At 62.5% G+C, this 26898-nt stretch carries 25 protein-coding genes; 17 read left to right on the forward strand and 8 right to left on the reverse strand.

Annotated elements, in window-relative coordinates; translation table 11 throughout:
- The first annotated feature begins 13 nt into the window (after positions 1-13).
- From PQR42_RS07820 to PQR42_RS07850, 7 genes are all read left to right on the forward strand, one after another.
- The gene (locus PQR42_RS07820; protein WP_168789403.1) at positions 14-808 is read left to right on the forward strand and encodes an ABC transporter ATP-binding protein; all 795 of its coding nucleotides are present in this window, start codon (positions 14-16) and stop codon (positions 806-808) included.
- Between the two features lie 16 nt (positions 809-824).
- Positions 825-1691: an ABC transporter permease gene (locus PQR42_RS07825; RefSeq protein ID WP_408204418.1), complete on the forward strand. Its 867-nt coding sequence runs from the start codon at positions 825-827 to the stop codon at positions 1689-1691.
- A 453-nt stretch (positions 1692-2144) separates the two neighbouring features.
- Positions 2145-2411, forward strand: a complete 267-nt coding sequence (locus tag PQR42_RS07830) for a hypothetical protein (protein ID WP_408204417.1) — start codon at positions 2145-2147, stop codon at positions 2409-2411.
- Positions 2412-2741: 330 nt separating this feature from the next.
- Positions 2742-4175 (forward strand): tetratricopeptide repeat protein, encoded by a 1434-nt coding sequence (locus tag PQR42_RS07835; RefSeq protein WP_408383122.1) that lies wholly within the window; start codon positions 2742-2744, stop codon positions 4173-4175.
- A 98-nt stretch (positions 4176-4273) separates the two neighbouring features.
- On the forward strand, positions 4274-4756 hold the full coding sequence (locus PQR42_RS07840) for a glycoside hydrolase family 108 protein (RefSeq protein ID WP_408204415.1): 483 nt from the start codon (positions 4274-4276) through the stop codon (positions 4754-4756).
- Positions 4756-5448, forward strand: coding sequence for a hypothetical protein (locus tag PQR42_RS07845; RefSeq protein WP_408204769.1), 693 nt, complete (start codon positions 4756-4758; stop codon positions 5446-5448). Before PQR42_RS07840 ends, PQR42_RS07845 begins: the two co-directional genes overlap by 1 nt.
- Positions 5449-5676: 228 nt before the next feature.
- Entirely contained in the window at positions 5677-5994 is a 318-nt protein-coding gene (locus PQR42_RS07850; RefSeq protein ID WP_408204414.1) for a DUF4148 domain-containing protein, read from the forward strand.
- Between the two features lie 344 nt (positions 5995-6338).
- On the opposite strand, the gene PQR42_RS07855 is transcribed toward PQR42_RS07850, so the two are convergent.
- The 6 genes from PQR42_RS07855 to PQR42_RS07880 all read right to left on the reverse strand — a co-directional run bounded on the left by PQR42_RS07855 (position 6339) and on the right by PQR42_RS07880 (position 13196).
- Positions 6339-6587, reverse strand: a complete 249-nt coding sequence (locus tag PQR42_RS07855) for a hypothetical protein (protein WP_132378817.1) — start codon at positions 6585-6587, stop codon at positions 6339-6341.
- A gap of 198 nt (positions 6588-6785) precedes the next feature.
- Entirely contained in the window at positions 6786-7832 is a 1047-nt protein-coding gene (locus PQR42_RS07860) for a phytoene/squalene synthase family protein (RefSeq protein WP_408383120.1), read from the reverse strand.
- A 146-nt stretch (positions 7833-7978) separates the two neighbouring features.
- Entirely contained in the window at positions 7979-8863 is an 885-nt protein-coding gene (locus PQR42_RS07865; protein WP_408383118.1) for an amidohydrolase family protein, read from the reverse strand.
- A 34-nt stretch (positions 8864-8897) separates the two neighbouring features.
- A complete protein-coding gene (locus PQR42_RS07870; protein WP_408383116.1) occupies positions 8898-10799 on the reverse strand; it encodes a feruloyl-CoA synthase in 1902 nt (633 codons plus the stop codon).
- Positions 10800-10835: 36 nt separating this feature from the next.
- Positions 10836-12287 (reverse strand): aldehyde dehydrogenase, encoded by a 1452-nt coding sequence (locus PQR42_RS07875; protein ID WP_408493606.1) that lies wholly within the window; start codon positions 12285-12287, stop codon positions 10836-10838.
- A gap of 81 nt (positions 12288-12368) precedes the next feature.
- Entirely contained in the window at positions 12369-13196 is an 828-nt protein-coding gene (locus PQR42_RS07880; RefSeq protein WP_408204408.1) for a p-hydroxycinnamoyl CoA hydratase/lyase, read from the reverse strand.
- 137 nt (positions 13197-13333) lie between these two features.
- Here PQR42_RS07880 and PQR42_RS07885 point away from each other — a divergent pair, with 137 nt between their 5' ends.
- From PQR42_RS07885 to PQR42_RS07925, 9 genes are all read left to right on the forward strand, one after another.
- A complete protein-coding gene (locus PQR42_RS07885; protein WP_408204407.1) occupies positions 13334-13834 on the forward strand; it encodes a MarR family winged helix-turn-helix transcriptional regulator in 501 nt (166 codons plus the stop codon).
- Positions 13835-14182: 348 nt separating this feature from the next.
- Positions 14183-15412 (forward strand): 3-(3-hydroxy-phenyl)propionate transporter MhpT, encoded by a 1230-nt coding sequence (mhpT, locus tag PQR42_RS07890; RefSeq protein ID WP_408204768.1) that lies wholly within the window; start codon positions 14183-14185, stop codon positions 15410-15412.
- A 67-nt stretch (positions 15413-15479) separates the two neighbouring features.
- Positions 15480-16619 (forward strand): porin, encoded by a 1140-nt coding sequence (locus tag PQR42_RS07895; protein ID WP_408383112.1) that lies wholly within the window; start codon positions 15480-15482, stop codon positions 16617-16619.
- Between the two features lie 10 nt (positions 16620-16629).
- A complete protein-coding gene (locus tag PQR42_RS07900) occupies positions 16630-18363 on the forward strand; it encodes a tannase/feruloyl esterase family alpha/beta hydrolase (protein ID WP_408204405.1) in 1734 nt (577 codons plus the stop codon).
- A gap of 350 nt (positions 18364-18713) precedes the next feature.
- Positions 18714-20189 carry an ATPase domain-containing protein gene (locus PQR42_RS07905; protein WP_408383110.1) on the forward strand — a complete coding sequence of 492 codons (1476 nt, stop codon included), beginning with the start codon at positions 18714-18716 and terminating at the stop codon, positions 20187-20189.
- Between the two features lie 6 nt (positions 20190-20195).
- Positions 20196-20546 (forward strand): response regulator, encoded by a 351-nt coding sequence (locus PQR42_RS07910; protein ID WP_408383108.1) that lies wholly within the window; start codon positions 20196-20198, stop codon positions 20544-20546.
- Between the two features lie 182 nt (positions 20547-20728).
- Positions 20729-22162: an MFS transporter gene (locus tag PQR42_RS07915; protein WP_408383106.1), complete on the forward strand. Its 1434-nt coding sequence runs from the start codon at positions 20729-20731 to the stop codon at positions 22160-22162.
- Positions 22163-22200: 38 nt separating this feature from the next.
- Positions 22201-23400: a CaiB/BaiF CoA transferase family protein gene (locus PQR42_RS07920; protein WP_408383104.1), complete on the forward strand. Its 1200-nt coding sequence runs from the start codon at positions 22201-22203 to the stop codon at positions 23398-23400.
- A 2-nt stretch (positions 23401-23402) separates the two neighbouring features.
- Positions 23403-24227, forward strand: coding sequence for a citryl-CoA lyase (locus PQR42_RS07925; protein WP_408383102.1), 825 nt, complete (start codon positions 23403-23405; stop codon positions 24225-24227).
- A 15-nt stretch (positions 24228-24242) separates the two neighbouring features.
- On the opposite strand, the gene PQR42_RS07930 is transcribed toward PQR42_RS07925, so the two are convergent.
- A complete protein-coding gene (locus PQR42_RS07930; protein ID WP_408383100.1) occupies positions 24243-25007 on the reverse strand; it encodes an IclR family transcriptional regulator in 765 nt (254 codons plus the stop codon).
- Between the two features lie 280 nt (positions 25008-25287).
- On the opposite strand from PQR42_RS07930, the gene tehA reads away from it, so the two are divergent.
- Positions 25288-26304, forward strand: coding sequence for a dicarboxylate transporter/tellurite-resistance protein TehA (tehA, locus tag PQR42_RS07935; RefSeq protein ID WP_408383098.1), 1017 nt, complete (start codon positions 25288-25290; stop codon positions 26302-26304).
- Positions 26305-26352: 48 nt separating this feature from the next.
- Here tehA and PQR42_RS07940 read toward each other — a convergent pair whose 3' ends face one another.
- Positions 26353-26817 (reverse strand): DUF4126 domain-containing protein, encoded by a 465-nt coding sequence (locus PQR42_RS07940; RefSeq protein WP_408204398.1) that lies wholly within the window; start codon positions 26815-26817, stop codon positions 26353-26355.
- Positions 26818-26898 lie beyond the last annotated feature (81 nt).

A 26898-nucleotide genomic window follows, 5' to 3' on the forward strand; every position in this document is an offset into this window, starting at 1 on the left:
GAGGCTCCAGCCGATGAATCAACCCCTGTCACGCGATACGCCAGCGATCGAGATGCGCAACGTATCGTGCCGTTTCATTTCTCCTGACGGCAAGGCGACGATCGCGTTGCGCGACTTCAGCATGTCGGTGGCGCGCGGCGAATTCGTCGCGGTGGTCGGCCCCACGGGTTGCGGCAAGTCCACCACGCTCAGCATGATTACCGGCTTGCTGAAGCCCACCACGGGCGAAGTGCGCGTGATGGGCGCGCCGGTGGACGGCATTGATCCGCGTATCGGTTTCGTGTTTCAGGCCGACGCCGTATTCCCGTGGCGCTCGGTGCTCGACAACGTAGCGGCAGGTCCGCTGTATCGCGGCCGCTCGAAATCCGCCGCCTACGACGAAGCCAACGAATGGCTGCGCCGCGTAGGCCTCGACAAGTTCGGCAAACATTATCCGCATCAGCTGTCCGGCGGTATGAGGAAGCGCGTGGCGCTTGCGCAGACCTTTATCAACAAGCCGGAGATTCTGCTAATGGACGAGCCGTTCTCGGCGCTCGACATGCAAACCCGCACGCTGATGCAGGACGAACTGCTGCAACTGTGGGGCGGCGCCGGCTCGGTGGTGTTCGTCACGCACGATCTGGAAGAAGCGATTGCGCTCGCCGACCGCGTGTTCGTGCTGACCGCACGCCCGGCGACGCTGAAGAAAGTGTACGAAATCGATCTGCCGCGTCCGCGCGTCACGTCGGAGGTGCGCTACGACCCGCGTTTCATCGAAATCTCGCGCGACATCTGGCACGACCTGCGCGAAGAAGTGCAGATCGGTTAATCAAGGAACGGCAAACATGTCTACTACCCCTCAACAGATGATGCCCCGTTCGGGCATCGACGCCGCATCGCTCGCGCAAGTCGAACGGGTGGCGCAAAAACGCATCCGGCAGCGTCACGCGCTGGTCATCACGCTGCGTGTCGTCGTGCTGGTGGTCGTACTCGGCGGATGGGAATTGTCCGCGCGTCTGAAGTGGATCGACCCGTTCTTCTTCTCGATGCCCAGCGCGATTTTCGAACAGATCATCGACTGGTTCGTGAACGGCACCTCGCAAGGTCCGCTGCTCACCCAGGTGTGGGTCACGCTCGAAGAAACCGGACTCGGCTTCATTATCGGTTCGGTGGCCGGTGTGTTCTGCGGCATCCTGCTCGGCCGCAACAAGCTGCTCTCGGACGTATTCAGTCTCTACATCAAGATTGCCAACTCGATTCCGCGCGTGGTGCTCGGTTCGGTGTTCGTGATTGCGCTGGGGCTGGGTATGGCGTCGAAGGTGGCGCTGGCCGTGGTGATGGTGTTCTTCGTCGTGTTCGCCAACGCGTTCCAGGGCGTGCGTGAAGCCGATCGCTACATGATCGCGAATGCGCAGATTCTCGGCGCGTCGCGCCGTCAAGTGACGACCTCGGTAGTGATTCCGTCGGCGCTGAGCTGGATTCTTGCGAGCTTGCATGTGAGCTTCGGCTTCGCTCTGGTTGGTGCGGTGGTCGGCGAGTTCCTCGGCTCGAAGCAAGGTATCGGACTGTTGATCTCCACCGCGCAAGGCGCGTTCAACGCAAGCGGTGTGTTCGCCGCGATGATTGTGTTGGCCGTGGTCGCACTGGCAGCGGATTATCTGTTGACTGCGGTCGAACAGCGGTTGTTGAAGTGGAGGCCGGCTGCGGTTTAAGCAAACCATATTAACCGTGTAGAAGACTGCTTTAAAAAAAATGCCGTTCGGTCGCAGGCTGAACGGCATTTTCTTTTGTGCAAAATGAAAGATGAAAGTAAGGCTAAATTAACCTAGTCGGATTTTTTGAAGCAAAGAGCCATATATGCATTCAGGATGGCTGATTAATGCTTGAATTTGCATACGACCCACCCGTCTCCTTCACATGGTGGAGGCAAGATCGGCTCTCTGAACCGTCGCCGAACAACAAAGCCTCAGCGCGCACCTTTCCTTGCTGCACGAAACACTTGACGCACCTCTCTGGTGCGCTGCGCGGAATTCGACAAGGAAGCCGGTGGCCGTCTCCGCCCTGTGTCCCGTCAGGTTGTCCGGCATGTGTCGCGGGCAATCCCGGCGGAACTTCCGCAATGAGGTGTCGCGAGGGCGACGCCAAGGGTTTTGAAGGAGAGGGACATGAAGAAGGCTCTGATCATCGCAGGCGGACTGCTTTGCGCGTTCGCATGGCAAGCGCACGCTCAGGACGCCAGCACGGAGAATACAGCGCAAGCTCAACCGACAGCAGCCGACGCGGTGGGCGGGCAACCCGCCACCACTTCGATGTCCGGTGGCCCTGCAAAAGCACAGGGACTGACGCGTGCGGATGTCTATCAGCAACTCATTCAATCGCAGAGAAATGGCGAAGCGGCGCGTCTTCAAGAGCTGTTCAAGGGAGGCAACTGAACGGCGCTGTGGCATTGGAGCCGGCCGCACGGATGAATAGCTCTCCCCCGGCTTCGCTGCATCAATGACGCCGTATCCGCCCCGTCGCCCGACGGGACGAAGCGAATATGGCGTCTAATCGAAACGTCCCTTTCCCCCCGCCACCTGTCTCCCGCCACCAAACTTGCGATCGGCATTCGTCGGTCCACGCGCAACACAATTCCGCTCTCCAAGTCGCCGCAATAGCGTACAGGCCCGCTGCATAAGGCACTGTGCGCAATGGCACGGTCGATGCGTAATAACCACCACCCAGTCGTGCACTTACCAACATCGGTTGAATCGAGGTGCGTCATGTCGAGTGTGCAGAGTCAACGTCGACCAATGAATTCGCGAAGCCGGTCGTTTTCCGCGGCAAGCGGTTCGACGCATCGCGCGGGGAATCACCACTTTTCAGCCGGACTTGTGCCGTTCGGGTTGCGGACCGCAGGTTTCATCGGACGAGGCCCGAAACAACTGTGGCCGTATGTTTTGCCGTGGGTTTTCGCGGTGCTCACCATCGGTTTTTTCTGCCTCGTCGTGCGCGGCGTACTCACGCGGCAATTGCTGGTGCCGCCGGTCGAGACGCCGCAGTCGCTGGTGGAACGCGGCTATACATCGAACTTCCTCGCGGAACGCATCATGTCTTCGATGCGAGCGATCGGCCAGGACGCCGAGTCGATTCCGCACGACACGATGACGGACAACGACGCACAACCGGACATTCAGATCCCCGGTCAGGAGATGTCGTATGCGACCACCGTGCGCTTCATCAAAGGCGTCATCAAACGCACGGATGTCGTAGTTCATGTCGGCATCACGAAGGTCAACGACAGCGCGGACTCCTACGTGGCGCATGTGCAGATTGAAGGCGGCCCCTTCGACTCCCGCGAAAGCATCGTCTCTTTCGAAGGACGCGATCTGGAGAAGTTCGTGCACGACATCGCGGTCAAAGCCATGCGTCTTGCGGAACCGAATATTCTCGCCAGTCATCTTTATTCGCAAGTTCAGAGAACCAAGTGTTCGCTCGCGCAATGCGACTACGGCGAGATTGTTTCGATCTACGACGAAGTGCTCGCACTGCCTGCCTCCGAGCAAGGCGAATGGGCGCTCGCCGGCAAAGCGTGGCTGCTTGCCAATCAGGGGCTATCCAAAGAGGCCGAACAGCAGACTCGCGAAGCGCTGACCGTGTACAAACATTCGGCGGTGCTGCACGCAAGCCTTGGCATCGCACTCGAACAGCAGCATCGCATCGACGACGCACTTGAAGCCTTGCGAGCCGGCGCGAGCGAGAAATCGAAGACGGCGGAAAATCTGCGTCTTCTCGGCGACGTGCTGCTGCATGCGAATCGCTATTCCGAAGCACTCGATGCATTCAAGCAAGCTGACAGCATGAAGCCGGACTCTGTCGACAACCTGCACGATTGGGGCGAAGCGCTCGTCACTGTCGGCCGCTATGACGAAGCGATCGAAAAGCTCTCCCGCGCCGTCGCACTGCGCCCCGATCTGGCGCCCTCATACGCGGAATGGGGCCGGGCACTGGATCGCAAAGGCGATCTGCCCGGCGCCTCGCGCAAATATGCCCAAGCGTTGCAACTCGACGCGGGGACTTTGTCGGCGCGCGAAAGCCATCTGGCGCGGCTTGCCAGAGCGGCTCAGGCAGGCAATCGCCCGGATGCGTCGAAACCCAATGGCGGAGTCAGACCTGTTTCGAATCCGCCCGCTTCACTTCCGTTGCAAACCGCATAACGAACACCGGTCATACCGGATGAATCTCGATGCAAACGGCTCAGTCCTGACGCATCTAACGCTTGCAGTAATACACCTAGTTGAAGAGGAGATGGTCGATGGACAATTTCGAAGATGCGTTCAGGGCTTTGATCGGCAATGAAGGCGGTTACTCCTTCAATCCGCATGACCCTGGCGGTGAAACGATGTGGGGCGTCACGGCGCGCGTGGCACGCAGCGCGGGTTATACCGGCGCCATGAAAGACCTGCCGCTGGATACCGCCAGACAGATCGCCAAACAGAAGTACTGGGACCCGCTGCATCTCGACGAACTCGACGCGCGCGTGGCCTTCCAGATCTTCGACGCCAATTACAACGGCGGACTAGTGGTCTTGTGGATGCAAAAAGCTTCCGGCGCGAAAGAAGACGGCAAGTTCGGCCCGGACACACTCGATGCAGTCAAAAGCGCGGACCCGCTGAAGTTTGTCATGCGCTTCGCCGCTTATCGCTTGCGTTACCTGCGCAACCTGCACGCATGGCCCAATTTCAGCCGCGGATGGACCGAAAGAATGGCCGCTAATCTTCTCCTGGGAGCAGCATGATGGACTGGTCTAAAGTAGCGTCGAACATCGGCAGCAGCGCACCGCTTCTCGCCGGTCTCGTAGGTGGTCCCATTGGCGTCGGCGTGACGGCCGCCGCCGCGATCATTTCGCATGCGCTCGGCACGCCGAGCGATCCCGGCGTCGTGGAACTCGCGTTGAACGATCCCAGCGCACTCGAGAAGGTCCGGCAAGCCGAAAGTGCGAACTCGTTGCAATTGCAACAACTGATGGTCAGCGCCGCCCAGGCGAGCCTCGCACACGAAAGCGATATGGCGCGCATCCAGGCCGCCGATCGGGCCGACGCACGCGCGATGGGAATCAGCAATAAGGACTGGGTGCCCAAAGTCCTTGCGATGGCGGTCACCGCCGGCTTCTTCGGCATTCTGCTGCTCATGGCCTTCCAGCCGTTGCCGGGCGCGAACAAGGATCTCGTCAATGTGATCGTCGGTGCTTTGGGTACGGCGTGGATCAGCATCATTGGCTACTACTTCGGCACGTCGGTGGGATCGATGCGAAAGACCGAGTTGCTCGCCAAACCCAGCGTTCCCATCACGGCGGACAGTGCCCTCACGCTTCGCGAGCCCGCAACGGCTTCGGCAGCACGTCCACAAGCGGCGCCGGCTCCGTCGCACAGCGACGTATTCCAGCAATTCGCGCCGGGTGGACAGGGTCCGATTTTCTCGGGCAGTTGATTGGCGATTCGCTCAAGGACCAGACGATGCACGCGACGAGTGAATGGCTCGCCGCGTGCAGCGTCGCGCGTTTCTCGCCCCCTGAATTCCGGTTGTTTGTCTCAAATTTAGCAACAAACATTACCTCAAACGGTGATTACTCTCTCCAGGTCGCAAAACTACAATGCAATCACTGAATACGAACAAGAACGTTCGTAGCAAGATAAAACTGATCTGGAGGTAGTTATCATGAAATCGCTCATTCAAGCTGTTGTTATTGCCGCTGTGTTGGCCGCTCCTGTTGCTTCGTTTGCGCAGTCCAACCAGCCCGTGACCCGCGCTCAAGTGCGTGCCGAACTGATTCAACTCGAAAAGGCAGGCTATCAGCCGGGCCTCGCCGACCCGTACTACCCGGCCGACATTCAGGCCGCACAAGCTCGCGTCGCTCGTGAAAACGGCACCGCACAGGCAGCGCAAAGTGGTTACGGTGGTGTGGTGAGTGGCGCGTCGCAATCGGGCAGCCAGGTTCAAGCGAACGGCCCGAAGTCGATTTACTTCGGCAATTAAGCGGCAGTCGCGTGGTAATCAGGCAGTAACCCGACCGTAACCAGCCATTCAGCGAGTCGAACTGCACAAGCGCCAAGTCCTGTGCGGCGATTGACCGCCTGGCGCACCAGTAACCGGTGCGCGATGATTCAAAACGAACTGGCCCGCGACCGAGTATCCCCGATCGCGGGCCAGTCGTGTATTGGTTACCTCCGTCATCGGGCTCCCGATGGCTTCGCCTGGACCCTTCACGGTCCGGGCGCTTTTTATTGGCGCCTTGTTCGGCGGCGCCTTTGTCGGTATTGAAACGGCGCCCGCAATGACGGACTACGCGCCGGTTTCAGATAGTGGGCCGGCGACCCGCGTCAGTCGCGTGCAACGAGATCGCCCACTTGACCGCGCCCGGTGACGAGACAGCTAGAGAGGAAATTCTCGCCCTGGCTGCTGGCCCCGATGTCTCCAAAGCCTTTTTTCAGCGCGTTCGATTTGACCAGTTCGGCGCCCTGATGACACGTTATTGTCCCCATCTCTCCCGCTTGCGCACGCATCAGCGCCCTATCTGCCATCAGATAGCCGAGCAACAGCACTACGGCAATATTGAACGCTTGTCTCATGGTTCGCCTCCTCTTTGGAAGAGACTAACGCGAACCATGGATACACGGTCCTAGGGGTTTCCCGATCGATGGCTATTCCATGATGCAGATTAAATCAGGTCACGCTGCCGCGCGGTCCTTTATGCGACGTGCCTGGAAGAACACGATCACCGCAGTGTGGCCGTAGTTGCTGAGGAAATAGAACGCCTTCGTTACCCTTCACAGCCGCGCTTCGATCTGCCTGATTCGTTGTTCGATGGCGTTGCGCACCAGCGCATTCGAAGGCACCAGCAACAGCGACGACGCGATGATCTGATACACCTTATTACGCCGCACCTTGGACACCTTCTGCGGATCGAGCCAGGCGTCGTTGTCCACGAGCAGGATCAGCGTCTCGAGACCGATCAGAATCGGCCACAAACATGCGAGACGCAAACGCACGGAAAATGCTGGAATCGCCAGCGTGTAATCGAGGGCTTCGCGGAAATGATCGAGTGTCTTGCGCAAAAGCTCGACCATCAACGGCCGGGCACGCACCGAATTCGCCGGCAACAACAGGTCCTGCGCGCTCAGACCATATTGGTCGAGCAGGGTCTGCGGCAGGTAACAGCGGCCGATCCGCAAATCCTTGCCGCAATCGCGCAACACGTTGGTCATCTGCAGTGCCTTGCCGAACCGCACGCCACGCCGCGCCATCGTCTCAGGCCGCTCCTTCAGCGTGCCGGGCATGTGCGCGTAAGTCATCGTGGTCCAGAATTCGCCGACGCAGCCCGCCACCAGATACGTATAACGGTCGAGTTCATCGTATTCGCGCAGCGCCGCGATCTGGCCGGAACGTTCGTCGGGGAAGGTGCGAAGATCGAACTCCATCCCTTCGGTGAGCGTCGAGACGATCTCGCGCACCGCCTTGCGATCCGATTCGCTCAGTTGCAACAACACATCGAGCGCGGGGCCGAGCGATTCGAGCAGCACTTTCTCGTCCGACTGGATCTGCTGCCCCGCCACTTCGGCGGCCATACGCTGGAACAGCGCGCCGTCGTCGGTTGCGCCGTTCACCTGCGCGCGCAGCGACAACAGCAAGGCGAGGCGTTGTTCCGGCGAGATCAGCGAGGTGTCCGCAATCGTATCGGCCGCGCGGGCCAGCAGGTAGGCGAGTCCGATCGGATCGCGCATGCCGACGGGCAGCACACGCAGGGTGAGATAGAAGGAGCGTGAAACGCCTTTCAGGAGCGGGCCAAGAAGGAAGGCCCGGGTCGGATTCGGCATGGACGGGATCAGGTCGGAGTTGTGCAAGAAGCGGGCAAAAAAGCAGGCAAAAATCAGGCGCTGCCGAATTGTATACGGCGAAGCGCCTCTGCCGTGCTGCGCGAATCGACCCTGCTACCCGATAACCCTCTCGCCACCGCTCGCGTTCAGGCGTCTTTCTGAAGCCCCAGCAAGCCGATCGCGTTCTGCTTGAGGATCAACGGCTGCACCTCTTCCCTGAAACCGACCTGCCTGAAATCCTCCAGCCAACGGTCCGGTTGGATCAGCGGAAAATCCGAACCGAACAGCATCTTGCGCTTCAACACCGTATTGGCGTGGCGGATCAACTCGGGCGAGAAATACTTCGGCGACCAGCCGGAGAGGTCGATATAGACATTGGGCTTATGCAATGCGATCGACAACGCCTGCTCCTGCCACGGCCACGACGGATGCGCGATCACGATGTTCATATCGGGGAAATCCGCCGCGACGTCGTCGAGATGAATCGGCTCCGAATATTTCAGGCGCAGCCCGCCGCCGCCTCGCATGCCCGACCCCATGCCGGAGTGACCGCTATGAAAAACCGCGGTCAACCTGTATTCGGCAATCAGCTCATAGAGTGGATAGGCAAGCCGGTCGTTGGCAAAAAAAGCCTGCATCGTGGGATGAAACTTGAAACCGCGCACACCGTATTCCTCGACCAGCTTGCGCGCTTCGCGTACACCCATCTTGCCCTTGTGCGGATCGATGCTCGCGAAGGCGATCATGATGTCGCTGTTTTTCTGCGCGAATTCGGCGATCTCCTCGTTCGGGATGCGCCGTCGTCCGAGGTTCGCTTCGCAGTCCACGGTGAACATCACGAAGCCGATCTTGCGCTCGCGGTAGTGTTCGATGGTCTCGGGAATCGTCGGCCGCCGGCCGAGTTTCAGCACGGTGCCGAAGTACTTGTCGGCGGCATCGTCGAACTCCTTGCCGAACAGATCCGGCGGCTGGCAGCACGAGACTTCCGCGTGCACGTGTGTGTCGATTGCGACGAGTTGGTCGAGATTCATCTACCCTTTCCTGTCTGATCCTGCGGTGCGCGCGTCACGTCGCGCCGCACGCGCTCGCGACGATCACCGCTGTGTCGCGCTGCGTCACGTCATACATTGCATCGACGAGCGCTGCGCGATGCGTCAACACCGCGCGTTGATTGATCGAGCCCTTGTCGGTGATTTCGCCGAGATCGAGCGACGGCGCGACGTCCATGAGCCGCAAACGCGCAATGGTGGTCGCGCCGCCCGTGGCACTGCGATTGAGCGTGTCGAGCAGCGCGGCGAAATGCGCGCGCACGGCGGGTGCTTCGACCACCTCTTGCACGCTCGCCGAAGCGGGCAAACGAGCCAGCCGTTTGCAATCGTCGAGCCGCGGAAAGACCAGCAGCCCCACATCGTCGCGATTCATGCCGGCGACCACCACGTCCTGCACATACGGTGCGCCTTCAGAAATCACGCGCGCCCGCATCGGGCCGACGCTCACGAACGTGCCAGAACTCAGCTTGAAGTCCTCCGCAATTCGCCCGTCGAACAGCAATCCAAGTTCTGGATGCGCCATGTCGACAAAGCGCAGCGCGTCGCCACTGCGGAAGTAGCCTTCTTCGTCGAAAGCGTTCTCCAACTCGGCCGCGTCGGCGCGCCAGTACCCGGCCATGACATGCGGCCCGCGATAACGCGCTTCGAGCTTGTCGCCGACCGGCGCGAGTTTGACTTCGCAGCCGTGCGCGGGCAGGCCGACATAGCCCGCACGCATGATCGGTCCCGTGGTGAACAGACACGAAGGCGACGTCTCCGTCATGCCGAGCCCGGCCATGATGCGTATCCGCTCGCCGCAATACGTTTCAGTGACGCGTTCGAGCTTGTCCCACGCCGCTTGCGACAGGCCGGCACCGGAAAAGAAATACACCTTCACGCGCGAGAAGAAGCTCTCACGCAATTGCGCGTCGCGCTCCAGCGCGATCGCCAGTTCTTCCCAACCCTTCGGCACATTGAAGTAGATGGTCGGGGCGATCTCGCGCAGATTGCGCAGCGTTTCTTCGAACTTGCCGTTGACCGGTTTGCCGTCGTCGATATAGAGCGTGCCGCCGTTGTAGAGCGCGATACCCACGTTATGGCTACCGCCGAACGTGTGGTTCCAGGGCAGCCAGTCGACCAGCACCGGCGGCTCGTTCGCGAACTCGGGGAACGTTTCGAGCAGCATCTGCTGGTTGCTGCATAGCATGCGGTGAGTGGTCGGCACCGCCTTCGGCAGCTTGGTCGAACCCGAGGTGAAAAGAAATTTGGCGATGGCGTCCGGGCTCACCGTGGCGTGCACGGAGTCGACCGTAGTGGGCGTTGTGTTCAGCAGAACGTCGAACGAAGTCACGTTGCGCGCGGCCGGCTGTTCTCGTGGCAGCTTAGCGGTGACAACTTCAATATCGGCGGGCACGACCGCCTCGATTGCCTTGGCGAAAGTATCGTAGCCGCATGCAAACACGAGACCTGGTGTCAGCAAATCGATCGTATGACGCAGCTTGCCAAAGTCGCCGGAAGCAAGCGCATAGGCGGGCGAAATTGCGGCATAGGGAATGCCGGCCCACATCGCGCCGAGCGCAAGTTGCAGATGTTCGAGATCGTTGCCCGACAGAATCACGACAGGCCGTTCAGCGGAAAGATCGCGCGCGAGCAGCGCCTGGCCGATTGCGCGAGCGCTTTGTAATGCTTTCGCGTAGCTGAGACCGATCCATTGACCATCGCTGCCGCGACGCGCCGCCAGCCATCGGGCGGGATGCGCTTGCGCACCGCTCGCGAGCCGCTCTGTCATCCGCTGCGGATGTTCGCCGAGCGGTTCTGCCGCGCGCAGATACCACGTGTCGCCCTGCCGTTGCGTGTGCAACGATGAAGCGCCGATCGTCGTCGCCCGGTAGCGCATCGGCGCGCCGGGGGTGTTCGGTTGTATCGGCTCGGAATGCAAAGCCTGTCTCCTGTGTGAAAATCGCGATCGCTACGATCAGATCGGATAGTGCCGAGGTCCGGTCTGAATCGTGATCCAACGCAGATCCGTGAACTCCGCAATCGACGCCTTACTACCGAATCGTCCATAGCCGCTTTTCTTCACACCGCCGAACGGCATCTGCGCTTCGTCGTGCACGGTTGGCCCGTTGATATGGCAGATGCCCGATTCAATACGCTTCGCCACGTTCAACGCGCGCGACACATCGCGGCTGAATACCGCTGCCGAGAGTCCGTACTCGCTGTCGTTGGCGATTCGAATCGCTTCTTCATCGCCATCCACGCGCTGCACTGTCACCACCGGCCCGAACGATTCTTCCGCATACAGCTTCATAGCAGGCGTAATGCCGTCGACGATCACCGGTTGCATCACGGCGCCTTCAACTGCGCAGCCGACCGGCAAACTCGCGCCCTTCTCGTGCGCATCTTCGATCAACGCCTTGATACGCTGCGCGGCGGCCGCGCTTTCGAGCACGCCGAGTGCGGAATCCGCAGCGGACGGGTCGCCGGCTTTCAGGCTTCGCGCTTTCGCCGCGAGTTTCTCAACCAGCGCGTCCGCAATCTTCCGGTCGACGATCACGCGCTCCGTCGACATACAAATCTGCCCCTGGTTGAAAAACGCGCCGAACGCGATGCCGGCCACGGCTGCATCCAGATCGGCGTCGTAGAGCACCACCACGGGTGCCCTGCCGCCGAGTTCGAGCAACGCCGGCTTCAGATGCAGCGCCGCATGCTGCGCGACGATGCGCCCCACCCGCGTCGACCCAGTGAAATTCACACGACGTACCGCCGGATGCGCAATCAGCCGTTCGACAATCGCCGGCGCATCTTCCGCGGAATGTGTGATCACATTGACGACGCCATCGCCGAGCCCGGCCTCCTGCAGCACACTGCCAATCAACCGATGCACGCCCGGACAACCTTCGGATGCCTTGAGCACGACCGTGTTGCCGCACGCGAGCGGCATGGCAATGGCCCGCGTGCCGAGAATCACCGGCGCGTTCCACGGCGCCATGCCGAGCACCACGCCGCATGGCTGGCGCACCGCCATCGCGAGACTGCCCGGCACGTCGGACGGAATCACATCGCCGTCGATCTGCGTGGTCATGGCGGCGGCTTCGCGCAGCATGTTGGCGGCCAGCATGACGTTGAAGCCGTACCAGTTCGGCATCGCGCCGGTTTCGGCGACGCCGGTTTCGATGAACTGCGCGGTGCGGGCGTCCATCAGATCCGCTGCCGCCAGCAAACGCTTGCGACGCTCAGTCGGCGCCAGCGCCGACCAGGCCGGAAAGGCTCGCGCCGCCGCTTCGACCGCGGCATCGGCGTCGGCCAGCGTGGCCGCCGCCGCCCGCGAAGCAGCCTGGCCGCTCGCGGGATTGATCCGCTCGAACGTCTTGCCATCCGCTGCGCCACGGCTTTCGCCGCCAATCAACAAAGTCACTTCATGCATGTCCGTCGTCTCCTCGCTGTCTCTCTCGCTGCATCATTCACAGTAGTCTGCGTGAACCGAAGTCCACGTCGATGCGACCGATCAGCGCTTGTACGTTTGCAGACCGGGCTTGATCGCCTTGTCGTCGAGGAACTGCTTGAGGCCCTGTTCGCGGCCGCCTTCGGGATCGCGCAGTTGCGCCTGATCGAGCTTGGCGTACAGATAGTCTTCGTTCTGATCCCACGTCAGTTCGCGGCAACGCTTGAAACCATGCTTGGCGGCGCGCAACACCACCGGATTCTTCTCGAGCAGTTTGCCGGCGAGCGCACGCGTCACTTCGCGCAGTTCGGCGCGCGGCACGCTCTTGTTGACGAGGCCCATCTGCGCCGCCTCCTGCCCGGTGAACGTCTCGCCCGTCATGATGTAATACAGCGCCTGACGATGCCCCACAGTATCGGCCATCGCTTTGCTCACCAGGTTGCCCGGCGGAATGCCCCAGTTGATTTCGGAGAGGCCGAACACGGCTTCGTCGGCGGCAATCGCGAGGTCGCATGCCACCAGCGGCGAGAAGCCGCCACCGAAGCACCAGCCGTTGACCATCGCGATGGTCGGCTTCGCGTACATGCGCAGCAGTTGCCATTGCCAGCGGCACGCGTCGCGGCGAATCTTTTCCTGCAGGATTTCGGGGCCGGCGTCGACTTCGCGGAAATATTCCTTCAGGTCCATGCCGGCAGTCCACGCGTCGCCTTCGCCCGTCAGCACTAGAACCTGCGCTTCCGCGTCGAGTTCCACGGCTTCGAGCACTTCGATCATTTCCTTGTTCAGCGTCGGACTCATGGCGTTGCGCTTCTCAGGGCGATTGAACGACACCCATGCGATTCCTTCCACGACATCGACCTTGACGGTTTTCCAACGGCCTTCATAACTCATCTGCTTTCTCCGTGAACGTTGGCCGCGACAGCGGCCTGATGAGCACATTTAATATCAGGCTGCCTGATATGTAAAGTGGAAAATCACCCGCTCGGTGCAAACCCCTAGCGGCAGAATTCCCGGTAAGGCGCGCTAAGATGCGGGATAGACCGAACCTCCTGCCCATGATGAGCAAAAATCAAAATACGCCTGCCGAGCCCGCCGCCACGCGCACTCGCCGTTCCAGCCTGCGTCTGACCTATGTGATCGGCAGTCTCGACCGCATCCTGCGGCGCCGCATGACCGAAGCGCTCGCGCCGCTGGGTCTGACGCTCGCGCAATTCACCGCGCTTTCCGTGCTCGAAGCCAAAGGACAAGCGTCCAATGCGCAGGTCGCCGAGCGTTCCTTCATCACGCCGCAATCGGCCAATGAGGTGATGAATGCGATGGCGAGCCGCAACTGGGTGAGCCGCGAACCAGACCCGACGCACGGCCGCATCGTGCTGCTGCAACTGACGGACGAAGGGCGCGCCGTGTTGCGCGAATGCGAGCAGGCCGTCAAGGTCATCGAGAAGCAGATGATGGCAGGCATCGAACTCGACGCTGCCGGTGCAGTTCAAACCCACCTCGAAACTTTCGTCCGCAATCTGCGCGGCTAGATCCGCCCGCCGCGCCGCAGAATTGCTAGGTGTTTTCACCGAACAATTTGCACTTGTGTTATCAGCCTACCTGATATTAAATCCAGTCCACGATGCAGCGTGTGGAGACGCGCCGCATCGCCTCGAAGCAAATGCACCGTCGTCTGGCGCATCGAAACGATGCGCCGCGCGCGGCGGTGATCGCTGCGCTGCTGCAGGGCATTTCATCGCGGCCTCGACGATGATCTGACGCCCGCTTGTCGAACCCGTCTGTCATGCAAGGCGGCAACTCGGCATCTGCTGTCCTTCAGCGAAACCGGAAAACCACGCCATTTAATAAGGATCACTAACGTGAAAAGAGCCGGAACATTGAATTCGACCGAAGGCACCGCGCTACCGGCGACGTCCAGCCGGACAGGCGCCTTCGTCACCCTCGGATTGTGTTTTGCCATCGCCCTGCTCGAAGGGCTCGACCTGCAGTCGGTCGGCGTCGCGGCGCCGCGCATGGCTCGCGAGTTCGGCCTCTCGGTCGCGCAGATGGGACTGGCGTTCAGCGCCGGCACCTTCGGCTTGCTGCCCGGCGCGATGTTCGGCGGACGGCTCGCCGATCGGATCGGCCGCAAGCGCGTGCTCGTGATATCCGCTTGCCTGTTCGGCCTGCTGTCGATCATGACCGCGCTGGTGAGCGACTTTCACACGCTCGTGATCGTGCGAGTGCTCACGGGTATTGGACTCGGCGGCGCATTGCCGAACCTGATCGCCTTGTCATCGGAAGCGGTTGAACCGCGTTCGCGCAGCACGGCCGTGAGTGTGATGTATTGCGGCATTCCGTTCGGTGGTGTGATCGCTTCAGTGATCGGCGTGCTGAGTGCGGGCGACACCGAGTGGCGTCACATCTTCTACGTCGGCGGAGCGGGACCGTTGGTGCTGGTGCCGTTGCTGCTCGTGTTCCTCGCGGATTCGAAGGCGTTCACCAAAGCATCGCGCGATGGCCAGGCCAAACCCGCGCCGGTCGGCGAAATCCTGTTCGGCGGCACGCGTGGGCTCTCCACCGTGCAGATCTGGGTCAGCTACTTCTGCACGCTGATCGTCCTCTACTTCCTGCTCAATTGGCTGCCCTCGTTGATGGCCGCAAGCGGTCTGACGCGCGCGCAGGTCGGCTACGTGCAGATCTTTTTCAACATCGGCGGCGGTATCGGCGCGTTGTGCATTGGCATGCTGATGGATCGCATGCGCTCGGGCGTGGTGGTGGCGGGCATGTATGTCGGGATCATCGCGTCGCTCGCAACGCTTTCGATGGCGCACGGCTTCGGCGCGCTCGCGGCCTCGGCTTTCTTCGCGGGGATGTTCGTGATCGGCGGCCAATCGGTGCTGTATGCGCTTTCCGCAGCGTTCTATCCGACGGCCATGCGCGGCACCGGCGTCGGCGCGGCGGTGGCGGTGGGCCGCGTCGGCTCGGTGGTTGGGCCGCTGGCCGCCGGTCAATTGCTGGCGATGGGCCGCAGTTCGTCGACCGTGATCGGCGCGAGCATCCCCGTCACGTTGATCGCCGCAGCAGCCGCGCTGCTCCTGCTGCGCCGCCCGCGCGCCGACGACTGACCGTCCGCACAAGAACACTCAACAACAACAACACACACATTCATTCAACGGTTCGGAGACACCCTTCATGCAAGCATCCGCACGTCTTTTACTCTGCGGCGCACTGTGCGCTGTCAGCGGCGCCGCAGCGGCCCAATCGAGCGTGACGCTCTACGGCATTGTCGATACCGGCATCGAATACGTTTCGCACGCGAACTCCGCAGGCAAGAGCGTGTTCCGCATGCCGTCGGTCACGGGCGAACTGCCTTCGCGCTGGGGTCTGCGCGGCAATGAAGACCTCGGCGGCGGCTATAGCGCGGTCTTCACGCTGGAAAGCGGCTTCAACGTGCGAGCCGGCGATCTCGGCCAGGGCGGACGGTTGTTCGGCCGTCAAGCGTTCGTCGGCATCAAGAGCCCGTATGGCACGGTCTCGTTCGGTCGCCAGTACACGATGACGTACCTCGCGCTGATGGGCGCGGACCTGATCGGCCCGGACATCTACGGACTGGGCTCGCTCGACGCCTATGTGCCCAACGCCCGCGCCGACAACTCGGTGGTCTACCTCGGCAGCTATGCGGGCGTGACCCTCGGCGCGAACTACTCGTTCGGCCGCGATTCCGCCGGCACCGGCAACTCGCCGGGCCAGGGCACGTGCACCGGCTCGGTCGCCGGACAGGCAACCCAATGCCGCGAATGGTCCGTGATGCTGAAGTACGACGCACCGCTCTTCGGCGTCGCGGCATCGTATGAAGAGCAGCGTGGCGGCAGCACCGCGGCGGCGAACTTCTTCGACGGCATCGCGCCGACTCCGCTCACCAGTGCCGCTGACAAGGATATCCGCACGCATGTAAGCGGCTACGCGAACCTCGGCAAGGCCAAGCTCGGCGTCGGCTGGCTCAACCGCCGCGTCGAACCGGGCGCGGACACGATTGCGAGCGTGCGCTCGAATCTGTTCTTTGTGGCCGCGTCGTACAACGTGACGCCCGCTTTCATCGTCGATGGCGAGGTCTATCACATCACCAATAGCGAGCACGACACGCGCGCCACGATGGGCACGCTGCGCACCACCTATCTGCTCTCGAAACGCACCGCCGTCTATGCGCAAGGTTCGTATCTCGCCAACAGCGCGAAGGCGCACTACTCGGTGAGCGCCGGCGGTGGCGGCACGACGCCCGCGGCAGGCACCGGCCAGACCGGCGTGATGGTCGGCGTTCGTCATTCGTTCTAGGAGACACAGCATGAAGTGCACCTCTATCGCGCTTGCGGCGAGCGCCGCGCTCACACTGGCTGCGTGCGGCGGCAACGATCTCGGCAGCGCCGCCAGCACCAGCGCCAACACATCCGCGTTGCCGCAACTGAGCGCCGCCACGCCCGGCACGCTCGCGGGCAATTGCGCCGCGCTCGCCGCGAAGCTCACATTCGCCAACACGGTCTTCACTACGGTAACGGACGTCGCGGCAGGCACGCTGAAAGTAGCCGGAAAATCCATCGCCGAACATTGCCTGATTCAAGGCAGCATGAATCAGCGGGTCAGTAGCGTCGACGGCAAGACCTATGCGATCGGCTTCGAAATGCGTCTGCCGCTTGCATGGAACGGGCGTTTCTTCTATCAAGCCAACGGCGGCCTCGACGGCAATGTGGTCACGGCCACCGGCGAGATCGGCGGCGGCGGTCCCACGAGCGACGCGCTCAACATGGGCTTCGCGGTCATCAGCTCGGATGCGGGGCATAGCTCGGCGCAAAATCCGCTGTTCGGTCTCGACCCGCAAGCGCGCGTCGACTACGGCTACAACGCCGTCGCCACGCTCACGCCGATGGCCAAGCAGGTCATCAAGCTCGCGTACGGCAAGGCGCCGGATCGCAGCTACTTCGATGGCTGCTCCAACGGCGGACGTCATGCGCTGGTCGCGGCGGCACGCTCGTCGGCGGAATATGACGGCATCATTGCGGGCGATCCGGGTTTTCATCTACCGAAGGCGGCCGTCGGCGAAATGTGGAGCGCGCAGCAACTGGCGAAAGTGGCGACCGCGACGACCTCGAACGGTTTGCCCGATATCACGACCGGCTTTACTGCTACGGAACGTCAAATGGTGGCGTCGAAAATACTGGCCAAGTGCGACGCGCTCGACGGCGCCAGCGACGGCCTCATTCAGGATATCAAGGCATGCCAGGCAAATTTCAGCCTCGCCACCGATGTCCCGACCTGCACGAACAACGTGCGCGACGGCACGTGTTTGACGAGCGCGCAGAAGGACGCTGTCGGCAACGTCTTCTCGGGCGCGCGCAACAGCGCCGGCACGGCCCTGTATGCGAGCTTTCCATACGACGCCGGTCTTGGCCCCGGCTGGTCCGCATGGAAGCAGGCCAACTCGATCACGCTCGATCCGGCCGCGGCCGCCTTCACGTTCACCACGCCGCCGCAAAACGCTTCGGTGTTGAGCCACTTGTCGGCGTACGCGCTGAACTTCAGCATGGACAACGACGCGCCAAAGATCTTCGCCACCAGCGGCGCGTATAGCGAGTCGGCCTGGTCATTCATGACGCCGCCCGACGAGACCAATCTGAGCGCACTGAAGCAGCGCGGGGCGAAGCTGATGGTCTATCACGGCACGAGCGATCCGGTGTTTTCATCGAACGACACGACCGACTGGTATCAGCGGCTCACGACGGCCAATGGCGGCGACGCGTCGAACTTCGCGCGTCTTTACACGATTGCCGGCATGAACCACTGCAGCGGCGGCCCAAGCACCGATCAGTTCGACATGCTCACGCCGCTCGTCGCATGGGTCGAGCAGGGCAAGGCGCCAGACAGCGTGGTCGCCACTGCGCGCGACGCGGGCAATGTCGTGCCGAACACGGACGTGCCCGCAGCCTGGGGGGCGGGACGCACGCGGCCGCTTTGCCCGTATCCGAAAGTGGCGCGCTATCAGGGCGGCGACGTCAACGCCGCGAGCAGTTTCGCCTGTAGCTGAGTCAAGAGCGGGTCATCGGCCCGTCTCGCTGTATCCGCCTCGCGCACGACGTGTACCTTTGCACGATCGCATGCGCGAGGCGTCGTCTGAATCTCTCTCTGCTTACATCGCGTTGAAAAGTTCGCCGTCATGCCGGCGATCGGCAACGCCCGCCCGATCGCCTCGGTTCGCACGCCTCTGTACCGTTCGCCAAGCGCGGCGCCGCCAGGTAGAATCCTCCGCATCGTATGCCGACGCGTAGCGTCGCCGCCCCGGAGCGGGAACGCGGATTGCTGATATCAGTAAGTTTGCGCAATAGGCGGTTCAGTTGCGAACCGTCGCTTCTCCGCACTTTGAACGACACTTCGACAATGACTAACCACGAATCTCAGACATCTTCCCGATCCAATGTGGAAACGGGAGTCCCCGGGCTCGACGAGATCCTGGGCGGAGGTCTGGTCCGCGGCGGCGTGTATCTGCTGGAAGGCATGGCCGGCGCCGGCAAGACGATTCTGTCGAGCCAGATTGGTTTTCATCGTGTAAGCCAGGGCGAGAAGGTGCTGTACATGACCTTGATCGCCGAATCGCACGACAAGCTGCTGGGGCATCTTAAGGGTCTGAGCTTCTTCGATGAGAAGGCGGTCGCCCAGCAGATGCTGTTCGTGTCCGGCTATCACGAGCTGATGCAGGACGGTCTCGACGGCTTCCTCAAACTGATCGCCTCGAGCATTTACGATTACCGCCCGAGCCTGATGATCATCGACGGCTTTCGCAGCGCGCGTGAATTCAGCGAGACCGAATTGTCGCTGTCCAAGTTCATCCACGAGTTGAATGCGCTGGTCGCGGCGATGGATTGCACGACCTTGCTGCTCGCCCCGCTCTCCGGCAACGAACCGCATCCGGAACACACGCTGGTCGATGGCCTGATCGAGCTGAACCGATACAGCGACGGCATGCGTCGCGCGCGCGAAATCGAAGTCCACAAGATGCGCGCGCGCAATCATCTGATGGGCAAGCATTTCTTCCGCATCGCCGAAAGCGGGCTCCTGATGTTCCCGCGCCTGGAAGCGCAGGGCGCCCTGCCGCCGGGTCCGGTGGATCTGAAATCGCGTCTCGGCTTCGGCCTGCCGCATCTTGACGGCCTGCTCGGCGGCGGCTTTGCGCAAGGCTCCACGACCACGCTGATCGGGCCGTCGGGCGTCGGCAAGACTCTCCTCTGTCTGCAATTTCTCGCGGCCGGCGTCGCGCGCGGCGAACGCTGCGTGTACCTCGGCTTTTACGAAGGACCGCAACGGCTGGTCGGCAAAGCCGAGGCCGTATCGATTGGACTCACCGAGGCGTATGAGGACGGCCGGCTCGTGATCCAGTGGCAACCGGCCATCGAACTGGCCGTCGACGAACTTGCGGCCACCGCGCTCGCCACGGTCAAGAGGATCGGCGCGTCGCGCATCGTCATCGACGGTGTGGAAGGTTTCCGCGATTCCGCGTTGCGCACCGAGCGCTTTGGCCTGTTCCTGAATGCGCTGCTGCACCAGCTTCGCGAAGCCTGCGTCACCACCCTGCTGACCGAAGAACTGCCGCTTTACGCCGACCCCGGCCACGCGAAGAGGGTGCGGGTTTCGGCACTGACTGAGAACCTTGTGCTGCTGCGTTACGCCGAAACGGAAACGGGTTTGCGACGCATGATTTCCGTGGTCAAGCAGCGTGAAAGCGCCCACGACACTTCCCTGCGCGAGCTCGTGATTTCGTCTCAGGGCCTGGACGTGATCGAAAACTCGGGGAGCCCCGCCAGCCTGCATTCGCCGGGCGGCCTGTCGGCCACGTTGCCGGCGCGACGAAATACCTAGCCGCCCATGAAAACCATTCTGGTCGTGGACGACGAGTTCGACATCCTGACAGTCTGGCGGCTGCTGCTGGAGCGGCACGGCTATACCGTGCTGACGGCGTCGAACGGGGCCGCCGCGCTCGAACAGATACGCAAGACCCGGCCCGACATCATCGTGTCGGACTGCATGATGCCAGTCATGTCGGGGATGCAACTGTGCGCGGTGCTGAACGCCGATCCTGATCTGCGCGCCATTCCGATCATTCTGTGCAGCGCGGTCGCGGATATCCCCGTGCAGCCGAATCCCCGCATCGAATACGCGCGCAAGCCGCTTTCATTCGACACACTGCTGGCCATGCTTGAGCGCATGGGCGCGTAAACGGCCGGACCGCCCACGCGGCGGACCGGCGCGCTCGCTGCGCGCAAGCGCCTTCCTCGTCCCTAGGTAAAAACCCGGATTCCTGGCGTCGGCCGCACGGACTACTCTCGGCACACCCATTAAACAGAACGTCGTTCTATCTAACAGAACGCACTGACGAGAGACATCCGAAGGAGGATTTCATGGCAAGCCTGCCAATCGACACGTCCGGCGCGTCGCCCCATTCAGACGCTGGCGCGCAGGGGCTCACGCCCGGCGTCAACGCGCGCATCGACCGCCTGCCCGCGACGCGCGCGGTGTGGATGCTGGTGTTCCTGCTGTCCATCGGCGGCTGGTTCGAGTTCTACGACCTGTTCTTCACCGCGTACGTCGGCCCCGGCCTCGTGAAGAGCGGGGTCTACTCGACGACGACCGCGTCCTTCTTCGGCGTGTCCGGTCTTGGCGCGTTCGTGGCGGCGTCGTTTGCCGGGCTCTTCATCGGCACGTTCTTTCTGGCGGGCATGGCCGACCGCTACGGCCGCAAGACGGTGTTTACCATTTCGCTGCTGTGGTACTCCGCCGCGACGCTGATCATGGCGCTGCAAAGCACGGCGCCCGCCATCAATCTGTGGCGCCTGATCGCCGGCATCGGCGTGGGCGTCGAGCTGGTGACGATCGATACTTACGTCAGCGAACTCGTGCCCAAACATTTGCGCGGCCGTGCCTTTGCGTTCGTTCATCTGGTGCAGTACACCGCGGTGCCGTCGGTCGCGTTTCTCGCGTGGTGGCTGGTGCCGCTCACGCCGTTCGGACTCGACGGCTGGCGCTGGGTCGTGATCATCGGTGCGTTGGGGGCGGTGGTGGTGTGGGCGATTCGCCAGCGCGTGCCGGAAAGTCCGCGCTGGCTCGCGCAACAAGGCCGCGCCGCCGAGGCGGAGAAGGTGCTGCATGCGCTGGAAGCGAAAGTCGCCGCGCAATACGGCAAACCTCTGCCGCCGGCCGTGCCGACCGTCGAACCGGCGACCACCAAGGCCGCCTTCCGCGAAATCTGGCAGCCGCCGTATCGCAAACGCGCGATCACGATGCTCGTCTTCAATCTGTTCCAGGCGATCGGCTTCTACGGCTTCGCCTCGTGGGTGCCGACGCTGCTCGTCTCCAAAGGCGTCACGATCACGCACAGTTTGCTGTACTCGTTCGTGATCGCGGTTTCGAATCCGTTCGGGCCGCTGATCGGCATGGCGATCGCGGACCGCATCGAACGGAAGACGTTGATCGTGCTGTCGGCGCTCGGCATTGCGGTGTTCGGCAGCCTGTTCGCGACGCAAACCTCGCCTGTCATGCTGATGTCGCTCGGCGTGCTGATCACACTGAGCGGCACGCTGCTCTCGGTCGGCTATCACGCGTATCAGACCGAACTCTTCCCGACGCGTTTGCGGGCGCGCGCCGTCGGCTTCGTTTATTCGATGTCGCGTCTGTCGGCCATGTTCTCCGGCTTCATGATCGCGTTCGCGCTGCGTCACTTCGGCGTGAGCGGCGTGTTCGCGTTGATCAGCGCGTCGATGGTGATGGTGATGGGCGCGATCGGCATCTTCGGACCGCGGACCAACCATCGCAATCTCGACGAAATCTCGCATTGAATTGCGTTGCATCGTATTTTGAACAAGAGGCTTTAAACATGACGCTGCCGTTGGCTGGAGTCCGCGTACTGGACTTATCGAATGTATTGGCCGGGCCGTTTTGCGCGTATCAACTCGCGTTGCTCGGCGCCGAAGTGATCAAGGTCGAGCATCCAGACGGCGGCGATCTGGCGCGGCGCCTGGGCGCCGATAAGGACGCGTCGGCGCGCAACATGGGCGCCTCGTTCGTCGCCGTGAACGCGGGCAAGCAGTCGCTTACGCTCAATCTGAAAGACCCGCGCGGCAAGGCGATTCTGCGCGAGCTCGTCAAAACCGCGGACGTGCTGGTCGAAAATTTCCGGCCCGGCGTGATGACACGGCTCGGCCTCGATTTCGAGGCGCTGCGCGAGGTCAATCCGAAGCTGGTGTATTGCGCGATCTCCGGCTTCGGCATGGACGGTGAGTTTTCAAAGCGGCCTGCTTACGATCAGATCATTCAGGGCATCTCCGGCGTGATGAGCGTGACCGGCGACGCCGACAGCGCCCCGTTGCGCGTCGGCTATCCGGTGTCGGACACGGTGGGCGGTCTCACCGCGGCGTTCGGCATTTGCGCCGCGTTGCTCGACGCGCGCGCCACGGGACACGGCCGCATGCTCGATGTGTCGATGCTCGAAGCCACGCTCGCGACCATGGGCTGGGTCGTCTCGAACTTCCTGAATGCCGGCGTCACGCCCACGCCGATGGGCAACGAGAACTTCACCGCCGCGCCCTCGGGCACCTTCAAAACCGGCGACGGCCCGCTCAATATCGCCGCCAACGAGAGCAAACAGTTCGCGAGCTTGTGTCAGTTGATCGGCCGGGCCGACCTGCTCGACGATCCGCGTTTTTCCGAGCGCAACGCCCGCAAGCTGAATCGCGCGGCATTGAAAGCGGAGATCGAAACGGCACTCGCGCACGATAGCGCCGCGAACTGGGAAGCGCGTTTCTTCGAAGCAGGCGTGCCGGCCGGCCGCGTGATGTCGGTGCCGGAGATTCTTGCGCATCCTCATCTGGAGTCGCGCGGCTTCATCCGCGAATTTGCCGCGGATGCCAACACGGATCGCCAGCGCGTGACTCGCGCGGGTTTTCGTCTGCACGATGCGGACACGGCGCCGAGCACACCCGCGCCGGTGCTATCGGCTCACACACATGAGCAACTCGCCGCGCTCGGCTACGACGACGCACACATCGACCAACTACGCGCCGAAGGAGTGATCTGAACATGACGCAGGCATTCGACGCAGCGAAGCTCGCTGCCGACTATTGGAGCACGTCGATCATCGACATTCATCCGGGCTCGATCAACGTGCGCGGTTTCCCGATTCAGGAGTTGATCGGCAATATCAGTTTCCCGCAGATGATCTGGCTGATGCTGCGCGGCGAACTGCCTGACGCCGAGCAGGCACGTCTGTTCGAAGCGGCATTGGTGTCGTCGGTGGATCATGGGCCGCATGCGCCGTCGATCGCCATCTCGCGGATGGCGACCAGTTGCGGCTTGCCGCTGAACGGCGCGATGGCCTCGGCGATCAACGCGCTGGACGACGTGCACGGCGGTGCGGGTCAGCAGGCGGTCGAACTGTACGACTCGATCGATGCGCGCATGCAGGCGGGCGCCACGTTGGAAGACGCCGTCGACCAAGGTGTGGATGCCTTCATTGCGGCGCACGGCAAATATCTGCCGGGCTTCGGGCATCGCTTTCATCCGGTCGATCCGCGGGCGCCACGGCTTCTCGCGCTGGTGGACGAGAGTGTCCGCGCGGAGCGCATCAGCGGACGCTATGCCGCGATCGCACGCGGCATCGAAGCGCTGCTCATGGGCCGCAAGAGCAAGCCCGTGCCGATGAATATCGACGGCGCCACCGCCGTGATCTACGCCGAACTCGGCTTTGCGCCCGAGTTGGCGCGCGGCGTGTTCTGCCTGTCACGCGCGGTCGGCATTCTGTCGCATGCATGGGAACAGCGCGGGCGCAAGGAGCGCAACAAAGGTCCGATGCCGCGCCAGATGGCCTACACATACACCGGCAAGCCCGAACGGCATTTGCCTTGAGCCGTTTGCCCTGAACTACTTGTCCTGAACTTCGGCCGCGCGCCGCTGCGCGTTGCGCATGGCGCGCGAATCGCCGCCCAAGGCGTCGGTGGCGCGCGTGGCGCAATCGAACAGCGCGCCGAGATTGCGTTCGAGAAACGCGTGATCGATACGCGAGCTCGGACCGGCCAGCGTCAGCACGCCACGCAGGCTTTGGCGCACGCCGAATACCGGCATGGAAACACCCGCCGTCTCCCGGTCGCGCTCGCCGATCGACACACAGTAGAAGTCCTCGCGAATCTTGTCGTACGGCGCGCCCGGCATGCCGTCGAAGGCGAGCAACGCATGGCCGCCCGAGCCGCTTTCCAGCGGCAGCACGTCGCCTTCACGCACGTGAAAGCGCACCGCATGCTTCGAATCCACCCGATGCAAACACACCCGCACCGCTTCGTCACGCACATAGAACGACACGCTTTCGCCACTGATTTCCGCGAGTTCGCGCATGAGCGGCACCAGAATGTCGCCGAGGTTCAGGCTGCGCTGATACAGCGCGCCCAGCATGAAGGTGGCGGAACCGAGCTGATAGCGGCCGTCGTCGAGACGCAGCAGCAGGCGATGCTGGATCAGCGAGCCCGCGAGCCGCAACAACGTGCTCTTGTAAAGCCCCGTGCGCGCCGCCAGTTCGGCGAGCGTGAGCGCGGCATCGTCCGGCCGGAAGGCGAACAGGATGGCGCAAGCACGATCGATGACGGCAACACCCTCGCTTTCCTTCGTGTTCGATTTGTCCGCAGGCGTTGGCATGGATGGCGTTACTTCATAGGGAAGCGGAAATTTTACGCCATGACGCCGGGCTGTCATACCCGCCACGGGCGCTTCGGCGCCGATTCTGCGCGGAATCCGAGGTATGAGCGCAAACCACGGCGCAAACGCTCGCCGGATGCGGCACGTTGCATCTTGAGACGATCGCGCGATTTGTTGAGCGCGCCCAGCATTCAGCGTTTGGCCGCCGCCTTTTACAGTACGTCATCGATCGCGCGAAGCCGCAACAGCGGAGCGCGACGCAACTTTCGGAGGATCGGTGATGAACAGCAATCGTGGGACGATTCCAGTTGCCTTCTTCGGGATCGCAGTGGGCGCGCTGGCGTTCGCCAATCTGTGGCGCGTGGCGATCAGACTCTGGCACCTTCCTGCCGCCGTGGGCGACTTGATGACCGTGGCCGCGCTCGTCGTGTGGCTTGTGATTCTGTTGGCATACGGGCAAAAGTGGCTGACGCATGCCGCCGAAGCACGCGCGGAAATGCAGCATCCGGTGCAATCGTCGTTTGCGGCGCTCGGCCCCGTTTCGAGCCTGCTGGCCGCGCAGCTTCTGCAACCGTACGCGCACACGTTGGCAATTTCGTTGTTCGGCGTGGCCGTGGTCGCGCAACTGGCGCTCGGCGTGTATTTGCATGGACGGCTCTGGCAGGGCGGGCGCAAGCCTGAACTGGTAACGCCCGCCATTTATCTGCCGACGGTGGCGCCGAGCTTCGTAGCCGGCACGGCTTCGGCCGCCTTCGGTTTCCATCAGCTGGGCGGGCTGTTTTTCGGAGCGGGGTTGCTGTCGTGGCTCGCGATCGAATCGCTGATCCTGCACCGCGCCGCCGTCCATGAACCGCTGCCCGACGCATTGCGTCCGGTGATCGGCATCCAGCTTGCGCCTCCGGTGGTGGGTGGCGTGGCCTATCTGAGCCTGAGCAGCGGCACGCCTGACCTGTTCGCCCTGGTGCTGCTCGGTTATGGCTTGTACCAGGCTCTGCTGCTCCTGCGTTTGCTGCCGTGGATTCGCCAACAGGCGTTCGTGCCGGCTTATTGGGCCTTCAGCTTCGGCGTCGCCGCCCTGCCGACGATGGCGCTTCGGATGGTCGAACGAGGTGCGACGGGTCCGGTTGAATGGGCCGCGCCAGTTCTGTTCATCGCGGCGAATGTGATCATCGCGATTCTGGCGGTAAAAACTTTGGGCTTGCTGGTGAGCGGCAAGCTGATTCCCGCCACCGCCGCTATCGGTGCCCTGCCCGCACCGCAGGCATCCGCCGATTCGCGTATCGCACGCGCCGGCTAGACTGCCCGAACCGATTCAGCGAAGCGCCCCGCGTCTCGCTGAATCGCATCAACGCAACGCCATCACGATCAACGCCGCGCCGACGATCGCCACCGCGTCTTCGATCAACGCCGCCGGCTGGTCCCGTCCGAACGCACGCGCCATCGCGCCGCGGACTCTCGCGCCGCCCACGGTGCCGATCACGGCGCCAATCAATCCCGCGATCAACCCGTTCCCCACTCCACCATGCGCCGCACCGATCGCCGCACCGCTCAATCCGCCGAGCACGAGACGCGCGCCGAATTGCATCGGCACGGTACGGCTAGGGGTTTTCGGCAGTTGATCGGTGATCAGTTCGACGATGGCCAGCACCGTGAAGATATACGGCGTGGCGGTGAAGCCGAGAAATGCCAGCGGGGTATCTTGCAGCGGCAACCAGCCCAGATGCGCCGCCCAACTGACCGCGGCGGGCGCGGTCATCGCGCGAAGGCCGGCCACGACGCCGATCAGCAATGCGAGGACATAGACAGACATAGGGGACTCCGAATCTAGGTCAACGATGCGTGGTTGAACAAGCCGACGGCTTACCTGGACGAACGTCGGCAGAAGGTGTCG

It is taken from the genome of Paraburkholderia sediminicola (assembly GCF_046027355.1).
GTDB classification, from domain to species: domain Bacteria; phylum Pseudomonadota; class Gammaproteobacteria; order Burkholderiales; family Burkholderiaceae; genus Paraburkholderia; species Paraburkholderia sediminicola_B.

Excerpts from the sequence above, each read along its gene's own strand:
- PQR42_RS07910 (WP_408383108.1), top strand. The coding sequence starts at position 20,196 with ATGAAAACCATTCTGGTCGTGGACGACGAGTTCGACATCCTGACAGTC.
- PQR42_RS07920 (WP_408383104.1), top strand. The coding sequence starts at position 22,201 with ATGACGCTGCCGTTGGCTGGAGTCCGCGTACTGGACTTATCGAATGTA.
- PQR42_RS07830 (WP_408204417.1), top strand. The coding sequence starts at position 2,145 with ATGAAGAAGGCTCTGATCATCGCAGGCGGACTGCTTTGCGCGTTCGCA.
- PQR42_RS07835 (WP_408383122.1), top strand. The coding sequence starts at position 2,742 with ATGTCGAGTGTGCAGAGTCAACGTCGACCAATGAATTCGCGAAGCCGG.
- PQR42_RS07840 (WP_408204415.1), top strand. The coding sequence starts at position 4,274 with ATGGACAATTTCGAAGATGCGTTCAGGGCTTTGATCGGCAATGAAGGC.
- PQR42_RS07930 (WP_408383100.1), bottom strand. The coding sequence starts at position 25,007 with ATGCCAACGCCTGCGGACAAATCGAACACGAAGGAAAGCGAGGGTGTT.
- PQR42_RS07850 (WP_408204414.1), top strand. The coding sequence starts at position 5,677 with ATGAAATCGCTCATTCAAGCTGTTGTTATTGCCGCTGTGTTGGCCGCT.
- PQR42_RS07855 (WP_132378817.1), bottom strand. The coding sequence starts at position 6,587 with ATGAGACAAGCGTTCAATATTGCCGTAGTGCTGTTGCTCGGCTATCTG.
- PQR42_RS07825 (WP_408204418.1), top strand. The coding sequence starts at position 825 with ATGTCTACTACCCCTCAACAGATGATGCCCCGTTCGGGCATCGACGCC.
- PQR42_RS07915 (WP_408383106.1), top strand. The coding sequence starts at position 20,729 with ATGGCAAGCCTGCCAATCGACACGTCCGGCGCGTCGCCCCATTCAGAC.
- PQR42_RS07925 (WP_408383102.1), top strand. The coding sequence starts at position 23,403 with ATGACGCAGGCATTCGACGCAGCGAAGCTCGCTGCCGACTATTGGAGC.
- PQR42_RS07885 (WP_408204407.1), top strand. The coding sequence starts at position 13,334 with ATGCGGGATAGACCGAACCTCCTGCCCATGATGAGCAAAAATCAAAAT.
- PQR42_RS07845 (WP_408204769.1), top strand. The coding sequence starts at position 4,756 with ATGGACTGGTCTAAAGTAGCGTCGAACATCGGCAGCAGCGCACCGCTT.
- PQR42_RS07820 (WP_168789403.1), top strand. The coding sequence starts at position 14 with ATGAATCAACCCCTGTCACGCGATACGCCAGCGATCGAGATGCGCAAC.
- PQR42_RS07900 (WP_408204405.1), top strand. The coding sequence starts at position 16,630 with ATGAAGTGCACCTCTATCGCGCTTGCGGCGAGCGCCGCGCTCACACTG.
- PQR42_RS07905 (WP_408383110.1), top strand. The coding sequence starts at position 18,714 with ATGACTAACCACGAATCTCAGACATCTTCCCGATCCAATGTGGAAACG.
- PQR42_RS07895 (WP_408383112.1), top strand. The coding sequence starts at position 15,480 with ATGCAAGCATCCGCACGTCTTTTACTCTGCGGCGCACTGTGCGCTGTC.
- PQR42_RS07860 (WP_408383120.1), bottom strand. The coding sequence starts at position 7,832 with ATGCCGAATCCGACCCGGGCCTTCCTTCTTGGCCCGCTCCTGAAAGGC.
- PQR42_RS07940 (WP_408204398.1), bottom strand. The coding sequence starts at position 26,817 with ATGTCTGTCTATGTCCTCGCATTGCTGATCGGCGTCGTGGCCGGCCTT.
- PQR42_RS07865 (WP_408383118.1), bottom strand. The coding sequence starts at position 8,863 with ATGAATCTCGACCAACTCGTCGCAATCGACACACACGTGCACGCGGAA.
- tehA (WP_408383098.1), top strand. The coding sequence starts at position 25,288 with ATGAACAGCAATCGTGGGACGATTCCAGTTGCCTTCTTCGGGATCGCA.
- PQR42_RS07875 (WP_408493606.1), bottom strand. The coding sequence starts at position 12,287 with ATGCATGAAGTGACTTTGTTGATTGGCGGCGAAAGCCGTGGCGCAGCG.
- PQR42_RS07880 (WP_408204408.1), bottom strand. The coding sequence starts at position 13,196 with ATGAGTTATGAAGGCCGTTGGAAAACCGTCAAGGTCGATGTCGTGGAA.